This window comes from Gracilimonas mengyeensis, assembly GCF_900182705.1.
In the GTDB taxonomy this organism is placed as follows: domain Bacteria; phylum Bacteroidota; class Rhodothermia; order Balneolales; family Balneolaceae; genus Gracilimonas; species Gracilimonas mengyeensis.
Genome location: NZ_FXTP01000011.1, coordinates 70,735 through 92,044, shown reverse-complemented (window position 1 = coordinate 92,044; position 21,310 = coordinate 70,735). Strand labels below are relative to the sequence as shown.

15 protein-coding genes are annotated in these 21,310 nt (G+C 45.9%); 7 read left to right on the top strand and 8 right to left on the bottom strand.

What is annotated here, in order from left to right:
* Positions 1-89 precede the first annotated feature (89 nt).
* Together FN815_RS12950 and FN815_RS12945 are read left to right on the top strand one after the other, a co-directional pair.
* Complete coding sequence (locus FN815_RS12950) at positions 90-1,787, top strand: GMC oxidoreductase (protein WP_142455069.1); 1,698 nt, start codon at positions 90-92, stop codon at positions 1,785-1,787.
* A 3-nt stretch (positions 1,788-1,790) separates the two neighbouring features.
* The gene (locus FN815_RS12945; protein WP_142455068.1) at positions 1,791-2,387 is read left to right on the top strand and encodes a gluconate 2-dehydrogenase subunit 3 family protein; all 597 of its coding nucleotides are present in this window, start codon (positions 1,791-1,793) and stop codon (positions 2,385-2,387) included.
* A 670-nt stretch (positions 2,388-3,057) separates the two neighbouring features.
* On the opposite strand, the gene FN815_RS12940 is transcribed toward FN815_RS12945, so the two are convergent.
* The 8 genes from FN815_RS12940 to FN815_RS12905 all read right to left on the bottom strand — a co-directional run bounded on the left by FN815_RS12940 (position 3,058) and on the right by FN815_RS12905 (position 14,815).
* Positions 3,058-3,633, bottom strand: coding sequence for an acyltransferase (locus FN815_RS12940; RefSeq protein WP_142455067.1), 576 nt, complete (start codon positions 3,631-3,633; stop codon positions 3,058-3,060).
* Positions 3,634-3,913: 280 nt separating this feature from the next.
* Complete coding sequence (locus FN815_RS12935) at positions 3,914-4,147, bottom strand: addiction module protein (protein ID WP_142455066.1); 234 nt, start codon at positions 4,145-4,147, stop codon at positions 3,914-3,916.
* A gap of 390 nt (positions 4,148-4,537) precedes the next feature.
* Complete coding sequence (locus FN815_RS12930) at positions 4,538-5,065, bottom strand: hypothetical protein (RefSeq protein ID WP_142455065.1); 528 nt, start codon at positions 5,063-5,065, stop codon at positions 4,538-4,540.
* Between the two features lie 1,142 nt (positions 5,066-6,207).
* Positions 6,208-6,516, bottom strand: coding sequence for a type II toxin-antitoxin system RelE/ParE family toxin (locus tag FN815_RS12925; protein WP_142455064.1), 309 nt, complete (start codon positions 6,514-6,516; stop codon positions 6,208-6,210).
* Complete coding sequence (locus FN815_RS12920; protein ID WP_142455063.1) at positions 6,513-6,740, bottom strand: addiction module protein; 228 nt, start codon at positions 6,738-6,740, stop codon at positions 6,513-6,515. The genes FN815_RS12925 and FN815_RS12920 overlap by 4 nt, the downstream gene beginning before the upstream one ends.
* A gap of 511 nt (positions 6,741-7,251) precedes the next feature.
* Positions 7,252-9,855 carry a M14 family zinc carboxypeptidase gene (locus FN815_RS12915; RefSeq protein ID WP_142455062.1) on the bottom strand — a complete coding sequence of 868 codons (2,604 nt, stop codon included), beginning with the start codon at positions 9,853-9,855 and terminating at the stop codon, positions 7,252-7,254.
* 319 nt (positions 9,856-10,174) lie between these two features.
* On the bottom strand, positions 10,175-11,539 hold the full coding sequence (locus FN815_RS12910) for a RagB/SusD family nutrient uptake outer membrane protein (protein WP_142455061.1): 1,365 nt from the start codon (positions 11,537-11,539) through the stop codon (positions 10,175-10,177).
* A gap of 3 nt (positions 11,540-11,542) precedes the next feature.
* Positions 11,543-14,815: a SusC/RagA family TonB-linked outer membrane protein gene (locus FN815_RS12905; RefSeq protein ID WP_142455060.1), complete on the bottom strand. Its 3,273-nt coding sequence runs from the start codon at positions 14,813-14,815 to the stop codon at positions 11,543-11,545.
* Positions 14,816-15,786: 971 nt separating this feature from the next.
* Between FN815_RS12905 and FN815_RS12900 the strand changes: the two genes are divergently transcribed.
* The 5 genes from FN815_RS12900 (at position 15,787) to FN815_RS12880 (ending at position 21,298) form a co-directional block, all read left to right on the top strand.
* Positions 15,787-17,616 carry a MutS family DNA mismatch repair protein gene (locus FN815_RS12900; protein WP_142455059.1) on the top strand — a complete coding sequence of 610 codons (1,830 nt, stop codon included), beginning with the start codon at positions 15,787-15,789 and terminating at the stop codon, positions 17,614-17,616.
* A 502-nt stretch (positions 17,617-18,118) separates the two neighbouring features.
* Positions 18,119-18,676 carry a YceI family protein gene (locus FN815_RS12895; protein ID WP_142455058.1) on the top strand — a complete coding sequence of 186 codons (558 nt, stop codon included), beginning with the start codon at positions 18,119-18,121 and terminating at the stop codon, positions 18,674-18,676.
* Between the two features lie 48 nt (positions 18,677-18,724).
* Complete coding sequence (locus FN815_RS12890; RefSeq protein WP_142455057.1) at positions 18,725-20,005, top strand: hypothetical protein; 1,281 nt, start codon at positions 18,725-18,727, stop codon at positions 20,003-20,005.
* 365 nt (positions 20,006-20,370) lie between these two features.
* Positions 20,371-20,754 carry a PKD domain-containing protein gene (locus tag FN815_RS12885; protein ID WP_185957297.1) on the top strand — a complete coding sequence of 128 codons (384 nt, stop codon included), beginning with the start codon at positions 20,371-20,373 and terminating at the stop codon, positions 20,752-20,754.
* Positions 20,755-20,905: 151 nt separating this feature from the next.
* Positions 20,906-21,298, top strand: a complete 393-nt coding sequence (locus FN815_RS12880; protein WP_142455055.1) for a hypothetical protein — start codon at positions 20,906-20,908, stop codon at positions 21,296-21,298.
* Positions 21,299-21,310 lie beyond the last annotated feature (12 nt).

Genomic DNA, 21,310 nt, shown 5'->3' with positions numbered 1-21,310 from the left:
TCAAATAACTTTACTAAATATTCATAAATCAGTTAGGAGAATAGAATATTTTTATTAGGTTCCAAAATAAATAATTGATTGTTGGATAGATGAATCTGAATATCAAAGCGAAGAAAGATAACACCTACGACGCCATTGTAGTTGGAAGCGGTATCACCGGTGGATGGGCGGCTAAAGAACTCACCGAAAAAGGCCTGAAAACCATCATGCTAGAACGGGGTCGTAATGTAGATCATATTGAGGATTATCCCACCATGTTTAAAGAACCCTGGGAGCTGCCCAACAACGACCGGCTTACCCAGGAAGAGCTTCAGGATTATCAAAAACAAAATCGTACGGGGTATACGGTGCGGCAGTCAACTAAGCACTGGTGGGTCAAAGACACCGAGCATCCCTATGAGGAAAAGAAACGGTTTGACTGGATGCGCGGCTATCATGTGGGCGGACGTTCGCTGATGTGGGGCCGGCAATCCTACCGGCTTAGTAATATGGATTTTGAAGCCAATGCCAAAGACGGCCACGGGGTCGACTGGCCAATCCGATACAAAGATATTGAGAAATGGTACGATCATGTAGAGAAACATATCGGGGTGAACGGCAAGAAGGAGGGACTTCCCCAATTGCCGGACGGACAGTTTCTGCCCCCCATGGAAATGAATTGCATTGAAGAGCTGGTACGTGAGCGCATTGCCAAAAATTACAACGATCGTATTATGACCATCGGCCGTTCGGCAAATTTGACCCAGCCTCATAAAGGCCGCGGAAATTGCCAGTACCGCAACCGCTGCATGCGGGGATGTCCGTATGGAGCTTATTTCAGTACACAATCATCAACGTTGCCACCGGCTATGGCTACCGGCAACCTGACCTTGCGGCCTCACTCCATCGTAACAGAAGTGCTCTACGATCCGGAAACCCAAAAAGCCACCGGCGTGCGTATCCTTGATGCTGAGACCCTGGAATACATTGAATATCACGCCAAAGTAGTCTTCTTGTGTGCTTCAACACTGGGCAGTACCTGGATTTTGATGCATTCCAACGAGCATTTTCCCGATGGCATGGGCAATGCCTCTGGTGAATTGGGGCATAATATCATGGATCACCATCTTGGAGCGGGAGCTTCGGCCAGCTACGATGGTTTTAAAGACAAGTATTATTCTGGGCGACGTCCCAATGGTATCTATGTACCCCGTTTCAGAAATATTGACAGCAAGCATTCGGATTTCATACGGGGATACGGCTACCAGGGTGGAGGCAGCCGGGAGGGATGGTCGCGGAATGTGGCAGAATTGAGTATCGGCCCAAACCTAAAAGAAGAGATTTCCAAACCGGGCGAGTGGAGTTTCGGCTTTGGCGGCTTTGGCGAAATCTTGCCTTATCACGAGAACCGGGCATGGCTTAATTACGACAAAACGGACAAATTTGGCCTGCCTACCTTTGTTTTTGACTGCGAGATCAAGGAGAACGAAAAAGCCATGCGCAAAGATATGGCTGAGCAGGCCGGCGAGATGCTTGAACGGGCCGGACTTAAAGATGTAAATGTCTATAATAGCGAGTTTTCTATGGGGTTGGGCATTCACGAAATGGGCACCGCACGCATGGGGCGGGATCCCAAAACCTCCGTGCTGAACAAATGGAACCAGTTGCACGAGGTGAAAAATGTATTTGTAACGGACGGTGCCTGCATGACTTCCTCCGGATGCCAAAATCCCTCGCTTACCTACATGGCACTGACGGCTCGGGCCGCCGATTATGCCGTTGAACAACTTAAAAAGAATAATCTCTGATCTATGAGTGATCAAACCAAGAAAACGATGAACCGCCGGCAAGCTCTTAAAAGTATTGGGGTACTATTAGGCGGAGCCGTAAGTGCACCGGTAGCCATGGGATTTTTAAACGGCGTGAAAGCCGAACCCGGGCTTAGCTGGAATCCCTCTTTTTTTAGTGAAACAGAAGCAAAAATCGTAAGCTTGGTGACCGACATTATTATGCCAGAAACCGACACCCCGGCGGCCTCGGAGCTGGGCGTGCCCAAGTTTATTGAAGATATGGTAGGTAAAGTGTGGGATCCGTACAGCCGCGAACGGTTTATGAATGGCTTTGAATATTTCCAGGAGCGGGCACTGGATGACCTGCGGATGGATTTTTACAAAGCTTCACCCACCATGCAAAAGGCCTTTGTAAACAAGCGTCACCGACAGATTTTCGGGGAGGTGGTGGACTGGAGTGAGCGTCCTTTTTTGTGGAGCATGAAAGAACTTACCATTACCGGCTACTGCACCACAGAAGTGGGCGCTACCCAATTGCTACATCATGATCCCATCCCGGGGGGCTACGAGGGCTGTGTTTCTCTGGAAGAAACAGGTGGCAAAACCTGGGCGTTGTAGGAGGGGAAGAATTCAGGAATCAGAATTCAGAACTCAGAAGGTGTTTAGGGTTGAGTCTTTTTGGGGGATTTCAAGGCTAAGCCTTGCGGTTCTTGTGCTTTTGAGGTGCAACTTCAAAAGATCACGGTGAAGATTTTGTTTAGTTTATTGGTGACGCAATGAAAAGTCGCAGTGCGACGGCCTGATGTAGCCTCCGACTTTAGTCGGGGGTAAGGAGATGTAAAGAGACCAGTCACGTAGTGACGGCTCTAATTATTTTGAACCGGGATTCTCGGGATATTTTCAGGATGCTCAGGATTTTATATCCGTTATCATTGTTGTTACTGCGTTTTGCTTGGGCCAAGATGCACGAACTATTAAAAGCTCTTCTCTATATCCTAAAAAATCTTTTCAGAAACGATCATTTAGAGAGAATACACCGTTCCATAGGAACGACTGGTAGGTAGAAAAAATAACAACAACACCGCCCAAAAATTTTCGCCCGGAATAGGGGAGAGGTAGATTCGCTAATCGAAAATTGGTCTAACCATTATGCAAGGCTAAGCCTTGCGTCGCTTTTTCTTTTGAGGTACAACCTCAAAAGAACCCAGTATCTAAATCAAGCTCGTTCTCGTTCCGCCGCTCTGCTGCGGAATGTCTGACGGAGGCTCTGCCTCCAACACCGGCTAAATCAGACAGATACTTTTTCCACCGAGCCGTGGTGTAATTCATATTCCTCACCGGATTCCGGGCAGGTGGCTTTACCCAGTTCATCAAATTCCAGCCGGTGGCCGTATTCACTTACCCAGCCGATTTGCTTGGCGGGATTTCCCACCATAAGCGCATAAGGGGCCACCGATTTGGTGATGACGGCCCCGGCGCCAATCAGGCAATATTTGCCCAGTTCGTTGCCACAAATAATGGTGGCATTGGCCCCGATAGAAGCTCCTTGTCGCACGTTCGTTTCCACATATTCATCCCGCCGTACAATGGCACTTCTTGGGTTGATGATGTTGGTGAATACCATGGAGGGCCCCAAAAACACATCGTCCTCACAAATTACACCGGTGTAGATGGAGACATTGTTTTGCACTTTCACATTGCGGCCCAGTTTTACTTTGGGAGACACCACCACATTTTGGCCCAGGTTGCATTCCTCGCCGATCACCGAGTCCGGCATTACATGGGTGAAGTGCCAGATTTTGGTGCCTTTGCCAATGTGAGCGCCTTCATCAATAACGGCCGTTTCGTGTGCGAAATAATCCATAGGTGGTTTGGGGTAAGGTTGAAAAGGAAACCGATATTAACGAAAGCCCGGCAATGATTAAAGGGGAAAGTTGTTTGGGTGGGATGTTTTACTGGGACCGGGGGAGCGTGCGGCCTTCCCAACTGGGTAGTTAGGAAGGAGTAGGAAAATCAAAATGCGCAACCAAGGGTCATTCAGAGCGAAAGCGAAGAACCTTAGCCAGAAAATGATTACCAACTATCTACGGGAAAAGTGAAGGAACTACTAAGTACGTTGTATAGGAAATTGGCTATTGAGGAATTTATTTTTTAAGAAGTTCACGTGCAGCTTTATGAACTTCTTGTCCGGAAACCGAGGCTACTTTTCCTGATTTGATTTCAGCTTTTCTTCGTTTGATCTCATCAATCCAGGCTTGTTCGATATCCTCATCCATAGATTTTTCAAGACTATTGATAAGTTTTTTGGCTAACTCTGCACGATGTTTTTCATCCAACTCGAGGGCCGAATCCTGAATCTCTTTAAAATCTGTTATCATGCTTCTGAAGGTTAATTGCTTTCTTAAATCTATTGAAAAACGTGTAATTCTGATAATTTTATATTTAGCTGGATTCAGAGTCTGACATTAATTAAATGGAAAAGTGGGGTTGGGAGCGATCCTTCAATGGAGAGATTAGTTTTGGGTCAGAAACAGTATGATAATGGTGATGCCAAAAATAAGTGCAGCAAAGCCTAAACTGGAAGTGACTACTGCTTTTAAATATCTGGGGCTATTTTTGTCAAATCCTTCTCTCTTAAGTATATAAAACCAGTATAAAAGAATAGCGGATATCGATATCAAAAAGATCCCTAAAAATATGGTTAAAAATTGATTCATCTATTCTTTTGTACAGACTGTAAGTGCGTTTGAGTTCGCATGAAAAGCTTGTTATGTATGTTTGATTAGTTTAAAAGTTGGTGAAATCGTATTGTCCATTTTTGAAGCAAAATCTATAGTTAGTTCTATTGCTTGCTCAATGCCGACTCCAGATGAAATAAGAGACCTTAATTGATTGTTGAAGGCAGTAATATTATGATTTGTACTTATCGAAAATGCTATTGAAGAATCATTAATTGTTGCATTAGTAATTTGACCATGATGATTTTTCTGCCAAATAAAATAATCACTATTTTCATCTGATCCTGATAACATTATAGTCAACATTTTTAGAGATGGTTGGAAAATAGAATTGCCATATTCAATTAGCTCTGAAACTGTTTTACTAGAGTTGGACTGTAAATCAGCTAAAATTTCATGTCCTTCTTCGGCAATACCAGTCATTCCAAAGTATACCTTTTCCCTTATTTCATAGACTTTTTGATAATTGTCTTCTGCAATACCATTTCGAATTGCCCGAAGATCAGAGGCTAAATAGAACTCCCTGTTTTGCTTAACAACACAAATTACAATACTCATGGGCTTTTCCTACACATAAAACATAAAATAAATTATCCGAACGAAGATATTATTAGGGAGAACTAGTGAAAACGGTGTACACCTGCTTTCTTAGGTCTTGGTATTTGCATAGTGTGATTATTGCGAGGTTATCCGAACCGTCGTTCGCCTAAGCTCTTCGCATAACATTTAATTTCTTTGAAAAGGAACTACGTCCCCGAACGCAAACAAGATAACAGCATTCTCGAATTAGTCAAGAGTAACTACGGCTAAACCCTCATTTCTTTTTGGAGTTACAGGTGCTGTTTCGCTAAATCAAAAAAGGACGGAACTGTGATGGTTGTGATATGTGATATAGGTGATGTACTGTGATTGTTTGGATGGGCAGTGATCAGGAGAGAAGACATCACAACCTATCCCAACCATCACAGTTGGAAGTGGAAGCAGTAGCTTCCCCGTATGCATTCCCAAGCTGGAGCTTGGGAACGAGTTTGAGGTATAATCTAAACTCAAGGCCGGTCATTCAGAGCCCCGACTTACTCGGGGCGAAGAACCTTATCCACAAAATGATTACCAACTATCCTTAGGGTAAAGTGCTGGAAGTACTGGCAATGTTATTGAGGAAATTGGCTAATGAAGCTCCGCAAAATGCGAGGTCCATCGCCGGTAGGCTCTGGATGACGGGGTGGATGGTGAGAGTAAGATGAATAACTCATTGATCCGCCCAATCCGTGTTATCCGCGTGTAATTTCATTGTTCCCATTAACAGAATAGATCTGGAAATGGATTTTAGTTATCAAAATTCATTCAGAACGAAAGTGAAGAACCTTAGCTACAAAATGATTACCAACTATCCTTAGGGTAAAGTGCTGGAAGCACTGGCAATCTTGTTTAGGAAATTGGCTAAAGCAGCTTCGCAAAATGCAAGGTCCATCGCCGGTAGGCTCTGGATGACGGGGAGGATGGGGAAATCGGAGAAGAGTATAAATACCAAACCCGTGAAAATCCACTGAATCTGCGTCATCCGCGTTCAATTCTATTGCTACCATCAATTAGAGAAATGGACTTTATCAAACATCTCACGGCTCAGCGAGCCGTGGTACGTGGTATGGGGCAAAATGGAAATTGGGGAAGAGTTTGTACCTACTTCTCCATTAATGGAATTATGGGTTAAGGCGTTTTTCCCAATAATCTGGCTTTCGTCTCATATGCATGATGGCAAAAACTACAATTAGTTCATCCCGGTAAAGCTTGTACACTATCGCATAGGGGAACCGATTCAGAAAAATACGCTGGGTCTGATGCAGGTAGGGATGACCTGCTTTGGGGAATTTCATAAGTCGTTGTACGGCATCATCAAACTCTTTAACAAAATCAAGGGAAAGTTCCTTGTCAAATTGTTTGTAGTATTCAATGATATCATAAAATTCGGCCTCTGCCGCATCGTCAAGTTCAAAGGCCAAGTTGCTCATCGGTCTATAAGAGCATGGGCCTTTTTTCTCACTTCACTCCAAGGCTTAGCAGCACTTTTACCTTGTTCGTACCGGTCAATGCGTCTCTTAAGTTCTTCTGACCAAGCCTCCTCAGATTCAAACTCACTCTCTGGATGCAGACTATCGATCAACATGTGGGCAAGTTCGGCACGTTCCTTAAGCGAAAGTTTAAGTGCTTTCTTTTTAATGTTTTCGTCAATCATAGCTTTCTCTATTAGTTTGAATACTTCTTTAGTATGATAATAAACTGATAAAAAGGAAAATAATATTATAAGTGAAATAGTATGGGGGGATGTAATACTTCTTCTGAATTGTGATGGTTTTGATAAAACTGATGTATTGTGATTGATTGAATGGGTAGTGATCTGGAGAAAACATCACAGCCTATCCCAACCATCAAATCCATCACAGTTAAGCGTAGGACGGATAGATTTATCCGTCCATGTTGAACGGAAGCAACAGATGTTATTCCACCAGTGGTCGGGCAAATCTGCCCGACCTACGGGGGTTGGCAAGAGAAAAATCTAAAACATAACCCGTGAAGATCCGCCAAATCTGCGTCATCCGCGTTCAATTCCGTTGTTGCCATCAATTCTTAATCGGCCATTTCACGGCTCAGCGAGCCGTGGTAAATGGTACGTGGTGCAGGTGCATAAAAAAAGCCGGAAAGCTTTTTCAAGCAATCCGGCCTCTCGAACAAAAATGATTCGGCTCTTATAAGTTATTGCCAAAAAGTAAGGCATTCAAGAGCAATCGGCTGGAGGTGTGCCAGTAGCTGCGGAAGGTGGGATTTTCGGAAAACAGAATCACATTTCCGCTTCCTTCACCGGAGACCAAGATGGAGGCTTTATTCTTTACCTTTTCTTTGTTGGCTTCATTCAGGAAACCACCGCGGTGAGGATCATCCCCATAATACGCAACGGTGCCATACGGATCGGAGGAAGGATACAGGAAGTGTCCGTTTTCTTTCAGGAATAACTGGCTGCGGTCTTCCGTGCCAAAGGCGATGGGGTGACTTGGATCGATATCCGCTTCCAAAATCACGCCGGGAATACGTCCGGCCAGCCAGCGGTCGCGGCGTTCTTCATAGTTGTAACGGACGGTCTCATCTTCTTCAGCTGCAGAAGTATCTTCGCCGCTATCAAGGAAGTTTTCGGAAACGATCTCGTTTCGTACGGCCCAAACGGAAGCTCCGGCTGAAGTAATCAGGGTTCCGCCGTCATTCACCCAGGTTTTAATTTTATCAATGATTTCCTGGTCAAAATACTCGTAATCCCCATCTACCAGCAGCAGGGTGTTGTAGCGGGAGAGATTCACATCGCCGAAATCAACACTGTTAATTTTGGTGATGTCGATGCCTAAGTGCTTGTTTAGCAGGAACCAGGCTTCGCCGGCATCATAGGCGCTTACGCCATAGCCGAATACCACAGCCGCTTCTGGCTTATCAACCACTTGTGCGTTGCCACTTCCAAGATCGATACCGCCGGTGTTGTAGCCGGTGGAGGTGGTATGAAAGGTCAGGCTAAATTCCTCGGCCGTGGCTTCAATCACTTCATACAATTCATCCGGGCTGTGGTTGTCCTGTTCTGCCACGGAGATAATGACTGAGCCGTAGCCAAAATCAACGTCACCGCCGCTGGTAGGCGAAGTGAAGGGCTGATGGGCCACGCGTGCTCGTACGCCTTCATCCAGCAGGTGGTAGAGGGCAGCGGAGGCATTGTAATCACTCCAGGAAAGCAGGTAGGCATAATCGGCTTGGCCGCCCACTACTTTGCCTTCTTGCTCGGGCACCGATTCAACCGGTGTGCCCCAGTCGCGATTGTAGCCGCCGGAAGTAATTTCTCCGTACTTGATGCCATATCCCTGCACCAGCGACCAGGCCGTGATGTCATAAAACACGCTGTCGGCATATTCGGTGTAGGTTTCAAAGATGTCGTGAATCAGGCGGTAGTTGGCCTGGCTGGTGGGCAGGATGTAGCCGGCTTCCGGACTGAAGGTTTTGCCATCCACGGTGCGTTCTTCCTCAAGTTTGTACACTTCCAGTTTGTGCTTCAGCAGCAGATCCAGGAATTTATTGGTGAGGGTTTTGTCAGCTTCATCCCCAAAAACATAGGCACGTACCGGCTGGTCTTCCGCTTCTTCCAGAGCAGTCTCGTAGAAATCTTTCTGATATTCCAGCAGGGTTTTCTTTTCGCCTACGCCGGCCCGAACGGTAGCAATACCTGTGCGGAGATGACGGCGGATAGTGTTTTCAAAAGTGACATCACCGGCCACGCTTTCTTGCACCAGTCCGCGGGAGCTTCCTACTTCAAAAGTTACGCCCACGCCGCCGAGGATATCAGGATAGGTGGAGCCGTAAATGGGGGAGATGTTGTCGAATACTTCTTTGGTCCAGTAGAGGGCGCCCAATTCGTTCAGCGCATCGGTGTGATATTCAGCCAGTAGCGGGTTCAGCACTTCGTAATGGTATTCCGGAACGATGGGGTTCCAGGTGCGTTCGGGTTGCGTGGGCTCTAAATAATAGGTGCTGTTGGTCCCCATCTCGTGGAAATCAATCTGGATGTTGGGATACCATTTCTGGTAAAAGGCCACACGGTTGGCGCTTTCCTGCTGGGTGACGGCAAACCAGTCACGGTTCAGGTCGTGCAGAAAATGGTTGGTACGTCCGCGGGGCCAGCCCTGGTTGTGCTCGATGTCGTTGGGATCGGACACGGGAGGGAAGGACTTGTAGCTGTTATGCCAGTGGGCGGCACGGTCGCGTCCATCGGGGTTTTGAGCCGGGTCAATATGAATGATGGACTCTTCCAGCAAATTCTGTGTTTCCGCACTTTGGTTGGCAACGAAATAATAGGCTGTAAGCAGCGCCGCCTCGCCACTGGAGCTTTCATCGCCGTGCACGCTGTAGTTTAGTGCCACCACCGATTTGGCTTCTTCGATATCCAGAAGGTCTGCATCCGGATCAATCAGCGTAAGGTGATTTTCGCGGATTTCCTCCAGGTTTTGATGATTGGCGGGATCGGTGATCGTCAGCACCACCTGTGGACGTTTTTGCACGGTTTGTCCAATTACCTGTAAGGACGCTTTATCAGAAATACGGGCTAACTCCTCAAAGTAATCGACAATGCGATCGTGACGGGTATAATGGGTTCCGATTTCGTAGCCCAGAAATTCTTCCGGGGTGGGGATGGATTCGTCAAATTCCGATCCTTCCGGGAAATAATAATCGTTTTGAGCAACGGCTTGGGATGAGCTGGCCAGCACAAAAAGTGCGGCCGCCAGTACCCAATAAGCTTTTTTAATGGTCTTGCTAAAGTTCATAGGTTTGATTGATTTGATATCGTGATTTAAAAAATTCTATGAGAGTATAGGGTAAATATTGTGATTCTGCTCAGGGTACGCCTTGGACAGAAATAAGAATGATGTAAAAATTGGCTGGTCATCGCGAGGAGGCCATTTGTTTAAATAAGATACTATTTCTTCCGACGAAGCGATCTCCCTGACAACGCTCAGAGGCATTCTCCGGGAGATTGCCACAGGCTGTGTTCCCTTCGGTCACGGCAGCCTTCGCAATGACGGATTTTATATCTACCTAAGGTATGGCTATGGTAAACTCACATAAACCTAAATTCATCATTGATTAATCCCCAAAATTCACGTTGGGGTTGGAGTTGATTTCCGAAATGGTGATCGGGAAAAACTCCCCTTCGTTCACTCTTGATTGCGTCCATTCGGGCGACTGCTCCTGGAAACGGTAGAGATCAGCAAGCCTTCTTCCCTGAAGGAAAAGGTTCACTTTCCGGGAATGCTTCAGCAGTTCCAGCTCATCTACCTGCCCGGTGTAATCCGAAAGATTATCCAGGTTTCTCAGGTTGTTGATGGCATCGGTAAAAGCCACAGTATTGTTGTTGGCCAGTGCGTCTTCCGCAATAATCAGCTGTAATTCTCTGGCTGAGATAATGGGAAGGTTGGCGTACTGATCGGCTTCTACAAACGAATTGATTTCGTTGACCAGGAAGGGTGCCTGAATGTTATCAATGGGATCAAAGACAATTACGCTATCCACACGAGTACCATCCGAAGTAGGATCGGCAAAAGCGGGACCTATACGGAGTTCCAGACGTTCATTTACCTGGAAAGCCAGGTTGTTGCCGGGCGTCTCCGGGCTGACGGAAATTTCGTAGCGCCAGTCGTTTTCAGGGCCAACGCGATTGATAACTTCCTGCGCATCGGCTACGGCATCGCTGCTGCTAACCAGTGGCGAGGCGGTATCAACTGAAGGATTTACTTTGGCCCACAGGTTTTGTGCATAATAGGCCCGGGCCCGTACCGCCAGCAGGCGCGTTTCCCACTCAGAACCATTATCTGCCAGTTCTATCCCTCTGTCCAGGTAATCAATAGCTGTACTGATGAGCTGGGGAAGGTTTTCTTCACCCAAAGGATTTCCGGCTTGCTGTCGGTCTGAGATGACGAAATTGTCAAAGGCATCGGTCACGGCCAGATAGGTTATCGCGCCATAGAGGTAACTGCGTACCAGCGGCGTTCGGCTGGGCAACGTGCCATCTTCCCGGAAAGATTCCAGGCGCTCAATGGCATTATCGGCCGTCCAGCGCGCCTCGCTGATGGAAGTGTACGCTCCATCCACAAACTCGTTGATGGGATCATCGGTGCCGCCTTGGTTGAGTATCAGCCAGCCGTCACGAGTTCCAATCCATGTGAGTTCGTCGGTTACGGTGGAGTAGGGAGCCAGTAAGTCTCCCAGTGCGTTGGTAAGCGTAGCCTCGGCGCCGTTCGCCAGGGCAGGCGCGGCCGCCGGATTTTCGAGGTCTTCTTCAACCAGGCTGTTTGGATTGTTCACATCCAGCAGGTTGCAGCCGCCGCTCACAGCAGCTACAAATAAGAACCCTGCTAAAAGCCGGATCACAGGTTTTTGTATGATGTTTGGATACTTCATGTTGTCGTTTCGTTCAAATAGTGATTTAGAAATAGTTTGTATGATCTGCATGGCTTAAATCCCCAGGTTTACGGTGAAGAGGATGCGTCGGGGCAGCGGCATATTCCAGGCATCGGTACCCAGCAGGTAGTTGTTTTCCAGATCAGTACCGCCGCTGCGACCAATGGCATTTACCTCAGGGTCGGGTCCGGAATATTTGGTCCAGAGCGCCAGGTTTCTGCCCGAAAGGGTAAAGGATAACCTGCGGATGTTGAAGCGATCCAGCAGCTGCGGAGCCAGGTTATAAGTCAGGCTCAGTTCTCGCAGACGAATGAAATCAGCGGGTTGAATAGCATTCAGGCCGGGGAATGGGTCCAGTGCCACGAGTTCATCCAGCCACTCTTCAGCGGCATCAAGGCGAACTTCTCCGTTATTTTGGGGCTGATTGTCGGAATCTATACCGCCAGTGGTGTAGTTGCGATCCACTCGCGCGGCATCTGGTGTATTGCGCCCAATACCTGCGCTACGGTTTCGGAAACCTTCCGTGAGGTTATTCACATAAAAGTTGCCGGCGCTGTATTCAAATAGGGTAGAGACTGTGAAGTTCTTGTATCGAAGCGATCCGCCAAAAGAACCGGTCCAGTCGGGCGTGGGTTTGCCGAGGTAATGATCCAAGGGATTGTCGTCTCCGTCTTCATCAGCCAGTAAAATGTAGCTGTTCAAGGTTTCCAGATCGGCAGTGCCGGGGGTAAGACTGCTGAGGTAATCCAGCACCAGTTCGCGGCTGGCCGCTTCTCCGTAATTCAAGCCGGATACATCACGTCCCAGTGCTTCCAGTAATCCGCGTTGATCTAGTGGCAGGTAGCCGTCTTGTACATCCTGAAGCTTAGCTCCAAAGTTGGAACCGGGCGCGTAGCCTTCGATCAGGTACTGACGATAGCGCGGATAGCTTCCGCCAACCTTGATAGGAGCAGCGCCTCCAAGTGAGGTTACTTGTTCCCAGAGGTAGGCGGTGTTGGTAAACACATCGGCCGACCACGTTTTGTTTTCCACGATGCGGAATTCGAGTCCGATTTCCACTCCACGGCCTTTCAGTTCGCCAATGTTATCCAGCTGGGGCTGCAGGAATCCTCCACTGGCCGGGAAATTGCGCTGCACCAAGGCATCACGAACGGTACGGTCCCAGTAGGTGGCATCTAAAGTAACGCGCTCCTGGAAAAAGCCGGCATCTACTCCAAGCTCATACTCGGTAGAAATTTCCGGTTTCAGATCGGGATTACCGAGGTTTTGAGGTACGATTCCAGCGCCATTGCCTGAGGTAAGAGAGGCGTAGGTGGTAAGGGCATCAAAGGCTCCGGGCTGCAGACCAGACTGTCCCACTGCCGCTCGCAACCTAAGCGATGAGATCGTTTCATTCTCTTCCCAGTAAGGAGCATCCGAAAATACATAGGAACCGGAAAGCTTGGGATAGATAACGGCATCGAAATCGGAACCGAAAGCACTGTGGGCATCCAGACGGGCTCCGGCGGTTACGAAAATATGATCGTCAAAACCAATCTGCTCCTGCAAGAAGATACCGGTCTGTGTTTCTTCGATGTAGGTTTCGTTCACGCTTTGCTCGGCGGCAGCCCCGGTCACATTCAGGCCCGGACCAGGAAAACTGATTCCTGTGGCACTACGTACCAAGTTCTGTTGTTGAAAAACCTGGAATCCCCCAATAAAGGTAGACTCAAAACGCTCGTTCAATTGATGGTTCGCAATGGCTTTTACATCGGCGGTGATGTTGAGGTTCGAACGATCGGATGTTATACGTGATCCTTCGGTTTCAATGCTGGCGTAGTTGTTGATGTTCCAGCCAAAAGGACGCACTTCCTCACTAAACTGACTGGTATAACTGATGCCAAAAGTACCGTCGAGTGTCAATGTTTCTAACGGGCGGTAATTCAGGCCCAAGCTGGTGTTAAACGCCTGTACTTCCTGTTCAACGGTTTGCTGTAGGCGTTCCTGCAAAGTAGCACTGTAGGAAGTACCCGATCTGTTATCATAGGAAACCAATTCCGGCTTGCCGTGCATGGCACCGGAGGTTACACCCTGTACGTTGTTACCCGTTTGGAAAGTCTCCAGGTTGGTCTGTGTGTAGGCCGATTTGAACCGGATTTGCAGATTATCTACCGGAAAAATGCTGATGTTGGCATTGGTTTGAAATCGATTCAACTGATCATCAGCCAGGGATTTTGTGCCATTTGGGAAAGGAATATTTTCCCCGGAGTGCGGGCCGTTTTCATCCATCCAGCGGGTGTTTACATAATAGGTGATACCTTCGGTTCCTCCGCTGATGCTTCCGGAATATTCCTGGGTGATCCCGGTTTCGTACAGCTGATGCACATAATTTCTGGATACCAGCTCCCAGGGATCAATGTCCTGATCGTAATAGAAACTCATGGTATCGGCCTGGGCTTGCGTGCGGGCAAAACCAACGTTATCTGGAATGGTTTTGGGATAATTAATGGCGCCTTGCGTTACTTTGAAATCGAACTGGGGTGCATTGGCACGACCATTTTTGGTGAAGATCTGGATTACGCCATTGGAAGCCTCGGTACCATAGAGCGTAGCCGCTGCGGCTCCTTTGAGCACTTCAACGCGGTCGATGGAGGAGGGGTTGATGTCATCCAGTCGGGAAGGAGAGGCGCTACCACCGGCACTAACCGAACCGCCAAAGCCACCGCCATTATCCACGCGGATTCCATCTACAAGTACAATCGGTTCGTTGCTTTGCGAAAGACTGGAGGAACCGCGAATACGTATGCGTGAACCTTCACCGGTTACACCACTGGAGGGCAGTCCGGTAAGGCCGGCTACGCGCCCTTGCAGTACATCCGAGAAACTCTGGATGGGCGTGTTTTCCAGTTCGCTGGCGTCTACACGACCAATGGTATTACCGAGCTTGCGTACCTCTACAGGTCCGCCCGTACCGGTAACCACCACTTCATCCAGGTTGATGGAGCCTTGCTCCAACTGGAAGTCGAGTGACAAGTCTTCGTTTTCGTCTAATGCAATTTCCTGGGTTTGTTCTTTAAAACCGATGTACCGCACCCGCAGGGTATAATTGCCTGCCGAGAGGCCTTCGATCACATATTCGCCATCAATATTAGTAGCGGCGCCTTTATTGGTGCCTTCTACCATAATGTTGGCTCCAATGATGGGCTCGCCGGTGGCGGCATCGGTGATCACCCCGGAGACGGAGCTTTGAGCGTTGCTTAAGGGCTGAAGGGCCGTAAAAAGGCCAAACAGCAATACAGATATTTTCCAGGCAAAGCGCCTGAAAGAGTGAGTGGTATCAGTGTTCATTCGTTTGTTAGGGTATGTGTGTTTTGGGTTATATCGTCTGGAGCCCGACACACATCAACAGGAGAGAAAGGCGTAAACAAAAAACGCCCGCTCACCTGAATGATGAGCGGGCGTTTTCTGGGTTAAAATCTAATTCATGATTTTATAAGTCCGCTATCATTCCAACTGGTACAGCACATCATACACATACAGCCCATGGGCATACACATGGCGCGCATCATATTGTACAAGTTGGATTGACGGTTAAAAATCATGAATTAAATTTGTTTGGGTGAAACGTCGTTTGTTTCGGTGGGATAGACTAAGGCATATTTTTCTTTTATCCAACCCAAATAGTTTAAGTTTAAAATAAAAGCGGTTTCATTAAGTAATTAATAATTTAAGTTACTGTAATATAGTGAGATAAGATATATCATAAATAAAAATAGTATTTATGATGCGATATTAGATGTTTTTTGAGCATCGAAACCGGAGCTTTTCAAGCTAAGAAATACAGGATATGTGCGGAGCCTGTGCGAGGAATTTTCGGTGAACAGTTATCAGTGATTAGTTTTTAGTTGATTTATCGATTCTGGCTTCATATGGATCATTCTGTAAAGTCATATGATTCTCCAATTAAATCCCGTAGGGATGTCCGAATATAGCCCCGGGAGGAAATAGAGGAAGACCAAACCTCCGCCGAGATGCATGAAGTAGATTGCTGCTACCCGGAGGTTGGGCTGAAAGGCTTTTGTGGCTAAAAGTATGTGTGGTTTTTTGATGCAGTGTGATGGTTTACCCAACATTATAGGGCATCATCTTCATCATGCCCATCACAATTAAAGTTTCGGAGAGCACCCTTGGAAAATCTTCAATTTTCAATCTGTAATTTGTAGTATCTAAACTACAATTATACCCTCCATTCACACAGCTTTTATCCATTTCTTTTTTTATCCTCATCACACATCAGAAAAGCAGCAAAATCAACCCTAATGAATCATCATAAGCAAAAAGAGTTATATGAGCGCCATTGCAGGCGTATTGATCATCACGTAGAGAAATTTAGAGAGTGCAGCACAAAGTTTTCCTGGGCACGGGGTGTGGTGTTTTTTGTCATTTTGGCTTTCGTTTTTTTTACAGCCGATTTGTTAAATGATTATGTATGGACGGCAGGATTAATTGCTGGAATAGCAGGTTTTATTTATTTGGTTAGCCGGCACTATAAAGTGCATCAGGCCATTGAAAAGTTGGGGCATTTAAAAAAGATCAAACAAGAGCATATTGCCCGCATGGAATTAGAATGGGAGGAGATCCCCGAACTTAAGATCACTCCAGAGCTTGATGACCATGCTTATGCTGATGACTTGAATATTATTGGAAAGCGATCGCTGCACCGTCTGCTGGATACCTCGGTATATAAAGGGGGCAGCCAGATATTATTAGACTGGCTCACTAATACCGAACCGAAGGAATCGGCAGTAAAAGAACGGCAAGGATTGGTTCGCGAATTGATTCCACTACAGGCTTTCCGGGATAAACTGGCTGCATTGGGAAAATACACTGTTATTCATGAATCGGAAAAAGACTGGGGGATGGAGGATATGCTGAAGTGGCTCCGCCTTCCCAAAAAGCAAGGTTTTATAAAGCCATTGGTGATTCTTTCAGTGCTTTCACTTTTTAATATCACTGCAGGCATGGCCGCTCTTATTGGGATGTTGAGTTGGTTGCCAATGGTATTTGGCTTGGTGGTATACTTATCTGTCTATAAGTTTTACAGTGAGAAAACAGAGGGATTGTTTGAAGCAGCCTATCAAATGGAGAAGTTATTGAGCCGGTTTCGGTCGCTGCTGCTGCATGTAGAGAATTTTGAGCTTTCCAGAAAACCAAAGCTGGCTGACTTCCTGAAGGCTTATCACGAGGCAGATACCAAACCGTCGGTTTACTTAAATAAGGTGAACAAAATTACCGGACCGGCATCTATCCAAAAAAACCAATTTGTCGGGCCTATCGTAAATTTAATTATTCCCTGGGATATGTATTATTCCATGAAGATGGAAAACCTTAAGCAAGACCTTGAACCCAGACTTAGTGAGTGGCTGGATCTTTTTTATCAGCTGGAGGCGCTGAACTCGTTGGCTAATTTTTCATCGCTTCATCCGGAGTATAATTTTCCTGTACTTGATGATAAAGATGATCTCTTGTTTGAGGCCCAAGGGTTGGGGCATCCGCTAATACCTGAACATGAGCGGGTTAGCAATGACTTTAAAATAGAACAGGGTAAAGATTTATTCCTCATCACAGGTTCCAATATGGCAGGGAAAAGTACTTTTTTGCGGACCGTGGGTATCAACCTGGTGTTGAGTTTTGCCGGAGCTACTGTTTGTGCTCAAACTTTAGAGAGCAGGTTGTTTCGCCTTTTTACCAGTATTAACGTGAAAGACTCGCTGGGCGATGGGCTGTCGCATTTCTACGCGGAAGTACGAAGGCTTCGCAGGTTGATGAATGAACTGGAAGATGAGCATGAACTTCCGCTTTTTTATTTTGTGGATGAAATCTTCAAAGGAACCAACAACCGGGAGCGATATCAGGGGAGTGCGGCTTTTCTTAAAAATGTTGCTGGTAAAAATGGGGTTGGAATGGTTTCTACGCATGACCTGGAATTATCTGCCCTGGAAAGTGAGATTCCGCAACTGAGTAACTGGCATTTTGCTGAGACGATTGAGGACGGAAAGATGCATTTCGAATATAAAATAAAGCCGGGTCCTTGCCCTACTACCAATGCCTTAAAGATTATGGAATTGGAAGGCTTGCCTGTTAAATAAGTAAATAAAGAGTGTTTTTATAGAGCATAGGAATGCAGCATAAAAAGGAAATCGATTGATTACTCTCCCCCTCTAATTACTTAATATCTACAATCGCGAGGAGGCATTATCAATGAGATTGTCCCAGGATTTGCTCCCCACGGCTACGGCAGCCTTCGCAGTGGCAGGTTTTATAATAAACTCCCCTTACTTCGTATTTCACAGGCCCTGCCATTTTACCTATGGATGAAGTACGTTCTTGCACAGCATATATACTGATATGCATGTCTCGGCAGAAGGCCATTTATAAAAGCACGAAATGGGGGATTCCCGGTCTTGAAAAGACTTCACATAATCTTCATATTTGGGCGTGTAAATAGGAGTCGTAAGTAGCTAATAAGAAATACGTTACAGGAATAAAAAAAGTATTTTTTTCTTCACTTTTTCTTCATGTTTGGTTACGATTTTGGAAACGCATTAATCAAAAAGCGATTAATCAAATCAAAAAATAAATGAGGTCGATATGTATAGAATTGTAATCACACTAATCCTGTCATTGAGTACATCCGTACTTTTTGCGCAAAGCTACAGTGTTGTTGAAAACGACAGCAAAGTAATCATCAACGGTACGTCTAACGTGCACGATTGGGAATCCGAAGCCGAAGAATTCTCCGGAACAGCATCTATTGAAATAGCAGAAGATTCATTGGTAGATATTTCATCCCTTGAATTCAATGTTGTAGTAGATGGTATAAAAAGTGGTAAAGGAGGAATGGATAGTAAAACTTATGATGCTTTAAATGAGAAAAAGCATCCAAATATTACGTTCACTCTTTCTGATATAACCCAAATTAGCAGTAATACCCTTACCGCTACCGGGCAACTTACCATCTCTGGAGTTACTAAAGACGTTGAAATGGAAGTTGAGTATGAACTACAACCCGACGGAACTATTCTGTTCAACGGTATCCAACCCATCAAAATGACAGATTATAATGTTGATCCTCCAAAAGCCATGTTCGGTGCTATCAAAGCCGGCGAGGACGTCGAGGTGACATTCAATGCAAAATTTGCACAATAATTATCCTGTCAAAACTAACCAACACAACAATTAACAAACCCTAAGGTCATGAAATCACAAGCCAAATATATCACAGCAATGCTTTTGACTTTTGTTCTTGGAGCTTTTCTCTCCACAGTTCACGCTCAAGAGCGCAATGACATTCAATATTACACTCCTCCTACTCAGGCAGGACTGAACGAATTTGAATCACCATTTACTACCGATAAGGAATTCCAAGGGTTCCAGGTACGAATTGGTGGCGCCAACACACTGCAGTTCCAAGGTATTTCTCATGATAACGATGCCGGCGATCTGGCAGATCTGGAAAATAACTTTAACCTTGCTACCTCTAACTTGGATCTTGATGTAGCACTTGCACCGGGCATGCGCATGCACTTGCGTACCTATCTTTCTTCACAACACCACACAGAAACCTATGTGAAGGGCGGATACCTGCAAATTGATTCCTTCGATTTTATTGAAGAAGGTTTTCTGGCAGGCCTCTCTGACCACGTACGTATCAAAGTTGGCCACATGGAGAACAACTATGGTGACAACCACTTCCGTCGCAGCGACAACGGTGCCACTATCAATAACCCATTTGTAGGTAACTACATCATGGATTCTTTCACCACTGAAGTAGGTGGAGAAGTGTATGTGTACTCCGGTGACGTATTCGGAATGGTTGGTCTTACCAACGGTAAACTGAATCAAAGCACTGTTGAAGGCGATATCAAAACAAAACCTTCTTTCCTTGCTAAAGTTGGATACGACAGCCAGGTAAATGAAGACCTGAGAGTTCGTCTGACCGGTTCTATCTTCCGTGTAGGCCAAAACAGTTCTATTTACCTGTACTCTGGTGACCGTGCCGGTAGCCGTTACTATAACGTGATTGAGCCAGGTAACTTCCGTGCCGGCCGTTATGCGCCTACTTTCACTCCTCCAAGAGGATCAGCTCCTGCTGCAGGCGAAATGACTGCCATCATGATTAACCCCTTCGTAAAATACCAGGGACTTGAGTTCTACGGTGTGTTCGAAAACGTATCCGGACAAATTGAAACCGAATCTTCAAGCCGTTCTTTCACTCAACTGGGTGCCGAGCTTCTGTATCGCTTTGGTGCAGCTGAAGACTTCTACGTAGGCGGACGTTACAACTCTGTTTCTGGCGAAGAATTAGGTGGCAACGACATCAGCATTTCCCGTGTGAATATTGGCGGTGGCTGGTTCATGACTGAGAACGTACTGACGAAATTAGAATATGTAACTCAAAGTTACGACGACTTTACTGGTACCTATGCCGGTGCAGAATTTAGCGGAATCATGTTAGAAGCTGTGATAAGCTTCTGATATACCGACCTCATAGGAAAAGGGCGCGCTGTGAAAGGCTCGCCCTTTTTATGAGCGGTATTTCCTGATAAAGCCGAATAGTCTTGATGAGTTTTCTCATCTGCTATTCGGCTTTCTTATTTTTTGCGGTTTTTTCTAAAAAGATGAGTCAGTAGTTGGTCAAACGAGAGGCTTGAAGGTCAACCTAAAGATCTTTTAAGTCTGAGACTTTAAAAGTACCAGCAAATGAAAAGTTGACATGGCACAATGCCAAAACCCTGCAAGTCTTAGACTTGCCTGCCACTTCGTAAACTTGTCAATGTATTTGTGCCAAAGAAGAATGATTGTACCTTTGGCATTAGCTATCTTCGGTAATTAAATAGTCAATGATGAGAAAATTAGCCAAATTATTTATAGTCCATGCTTTGTTTCTTGCTTTTACCCAATGTGAGGGATTCAATTCTGCTCCTGATCCGCCACCACCTCTTGAAGCTGAAATAATGAGAATAGATGTTGAACCAAATCCTGTGCAGAAGGGAGATACCGTTGTGTTTACCTGCATAGTCAAAGACAGCTTAGCAGAAAACCTTGAATTTACTTGGAATATACCCAATAGAGTAGAAAGCATCCCAACTACAAAGAATACGTTTAGTTTTGAGGTCAATTTGGAACCAGGAGAGTATGGAGCAAGTGTTTCTGTAAACGATACTCTCAAAAGTGATATAAGCACATATAAATCATTCTATTTTAATGTTATACAACAACAATAAATCGGAAAGTACAATGAATAAAATTATTGTGCTCGTTCCCTAGCTCTGCTGCGGGATGCTTGATTGAGGCTCTGCCTCAAACTATAAACATCAAGAGTAAGAAATCCCTTTGAAACCGCTGGTATTACTGATGAACAAAAAGAGATTCGCCATGAAGCAAAGTTCTGTCATCCTATTCCTGCTGCTTGTCACGGCGTCTTTAATCTTGCAAAATTGTAGCCAATCCGGCCCCTGCGAGGGTTCGTTAACCTTAGAAAACCCCATCCCCGATACCACGGTGGCCGTGGGGGATACCTTGTTTATTGACCTGACTGGTCCCCCTGTGTTTGTGAGCTCGAAGGGCAGGGTTTCATATTTACCAGTATTGCAAAGTGGATATTTGAATGTGGATATAAATCAAATAGCCAATCAAGCAGATAATGGAAAACTATCGATTCTTCGAATTATTGGTATAGAGATAGGAGAAGCAATATTAGATTTACAAGCTTCTTCCGGATGTCTTGAAAATCAACTCACAATCACCATAAATATAACAGAACCATAAAAAGCTTTACCA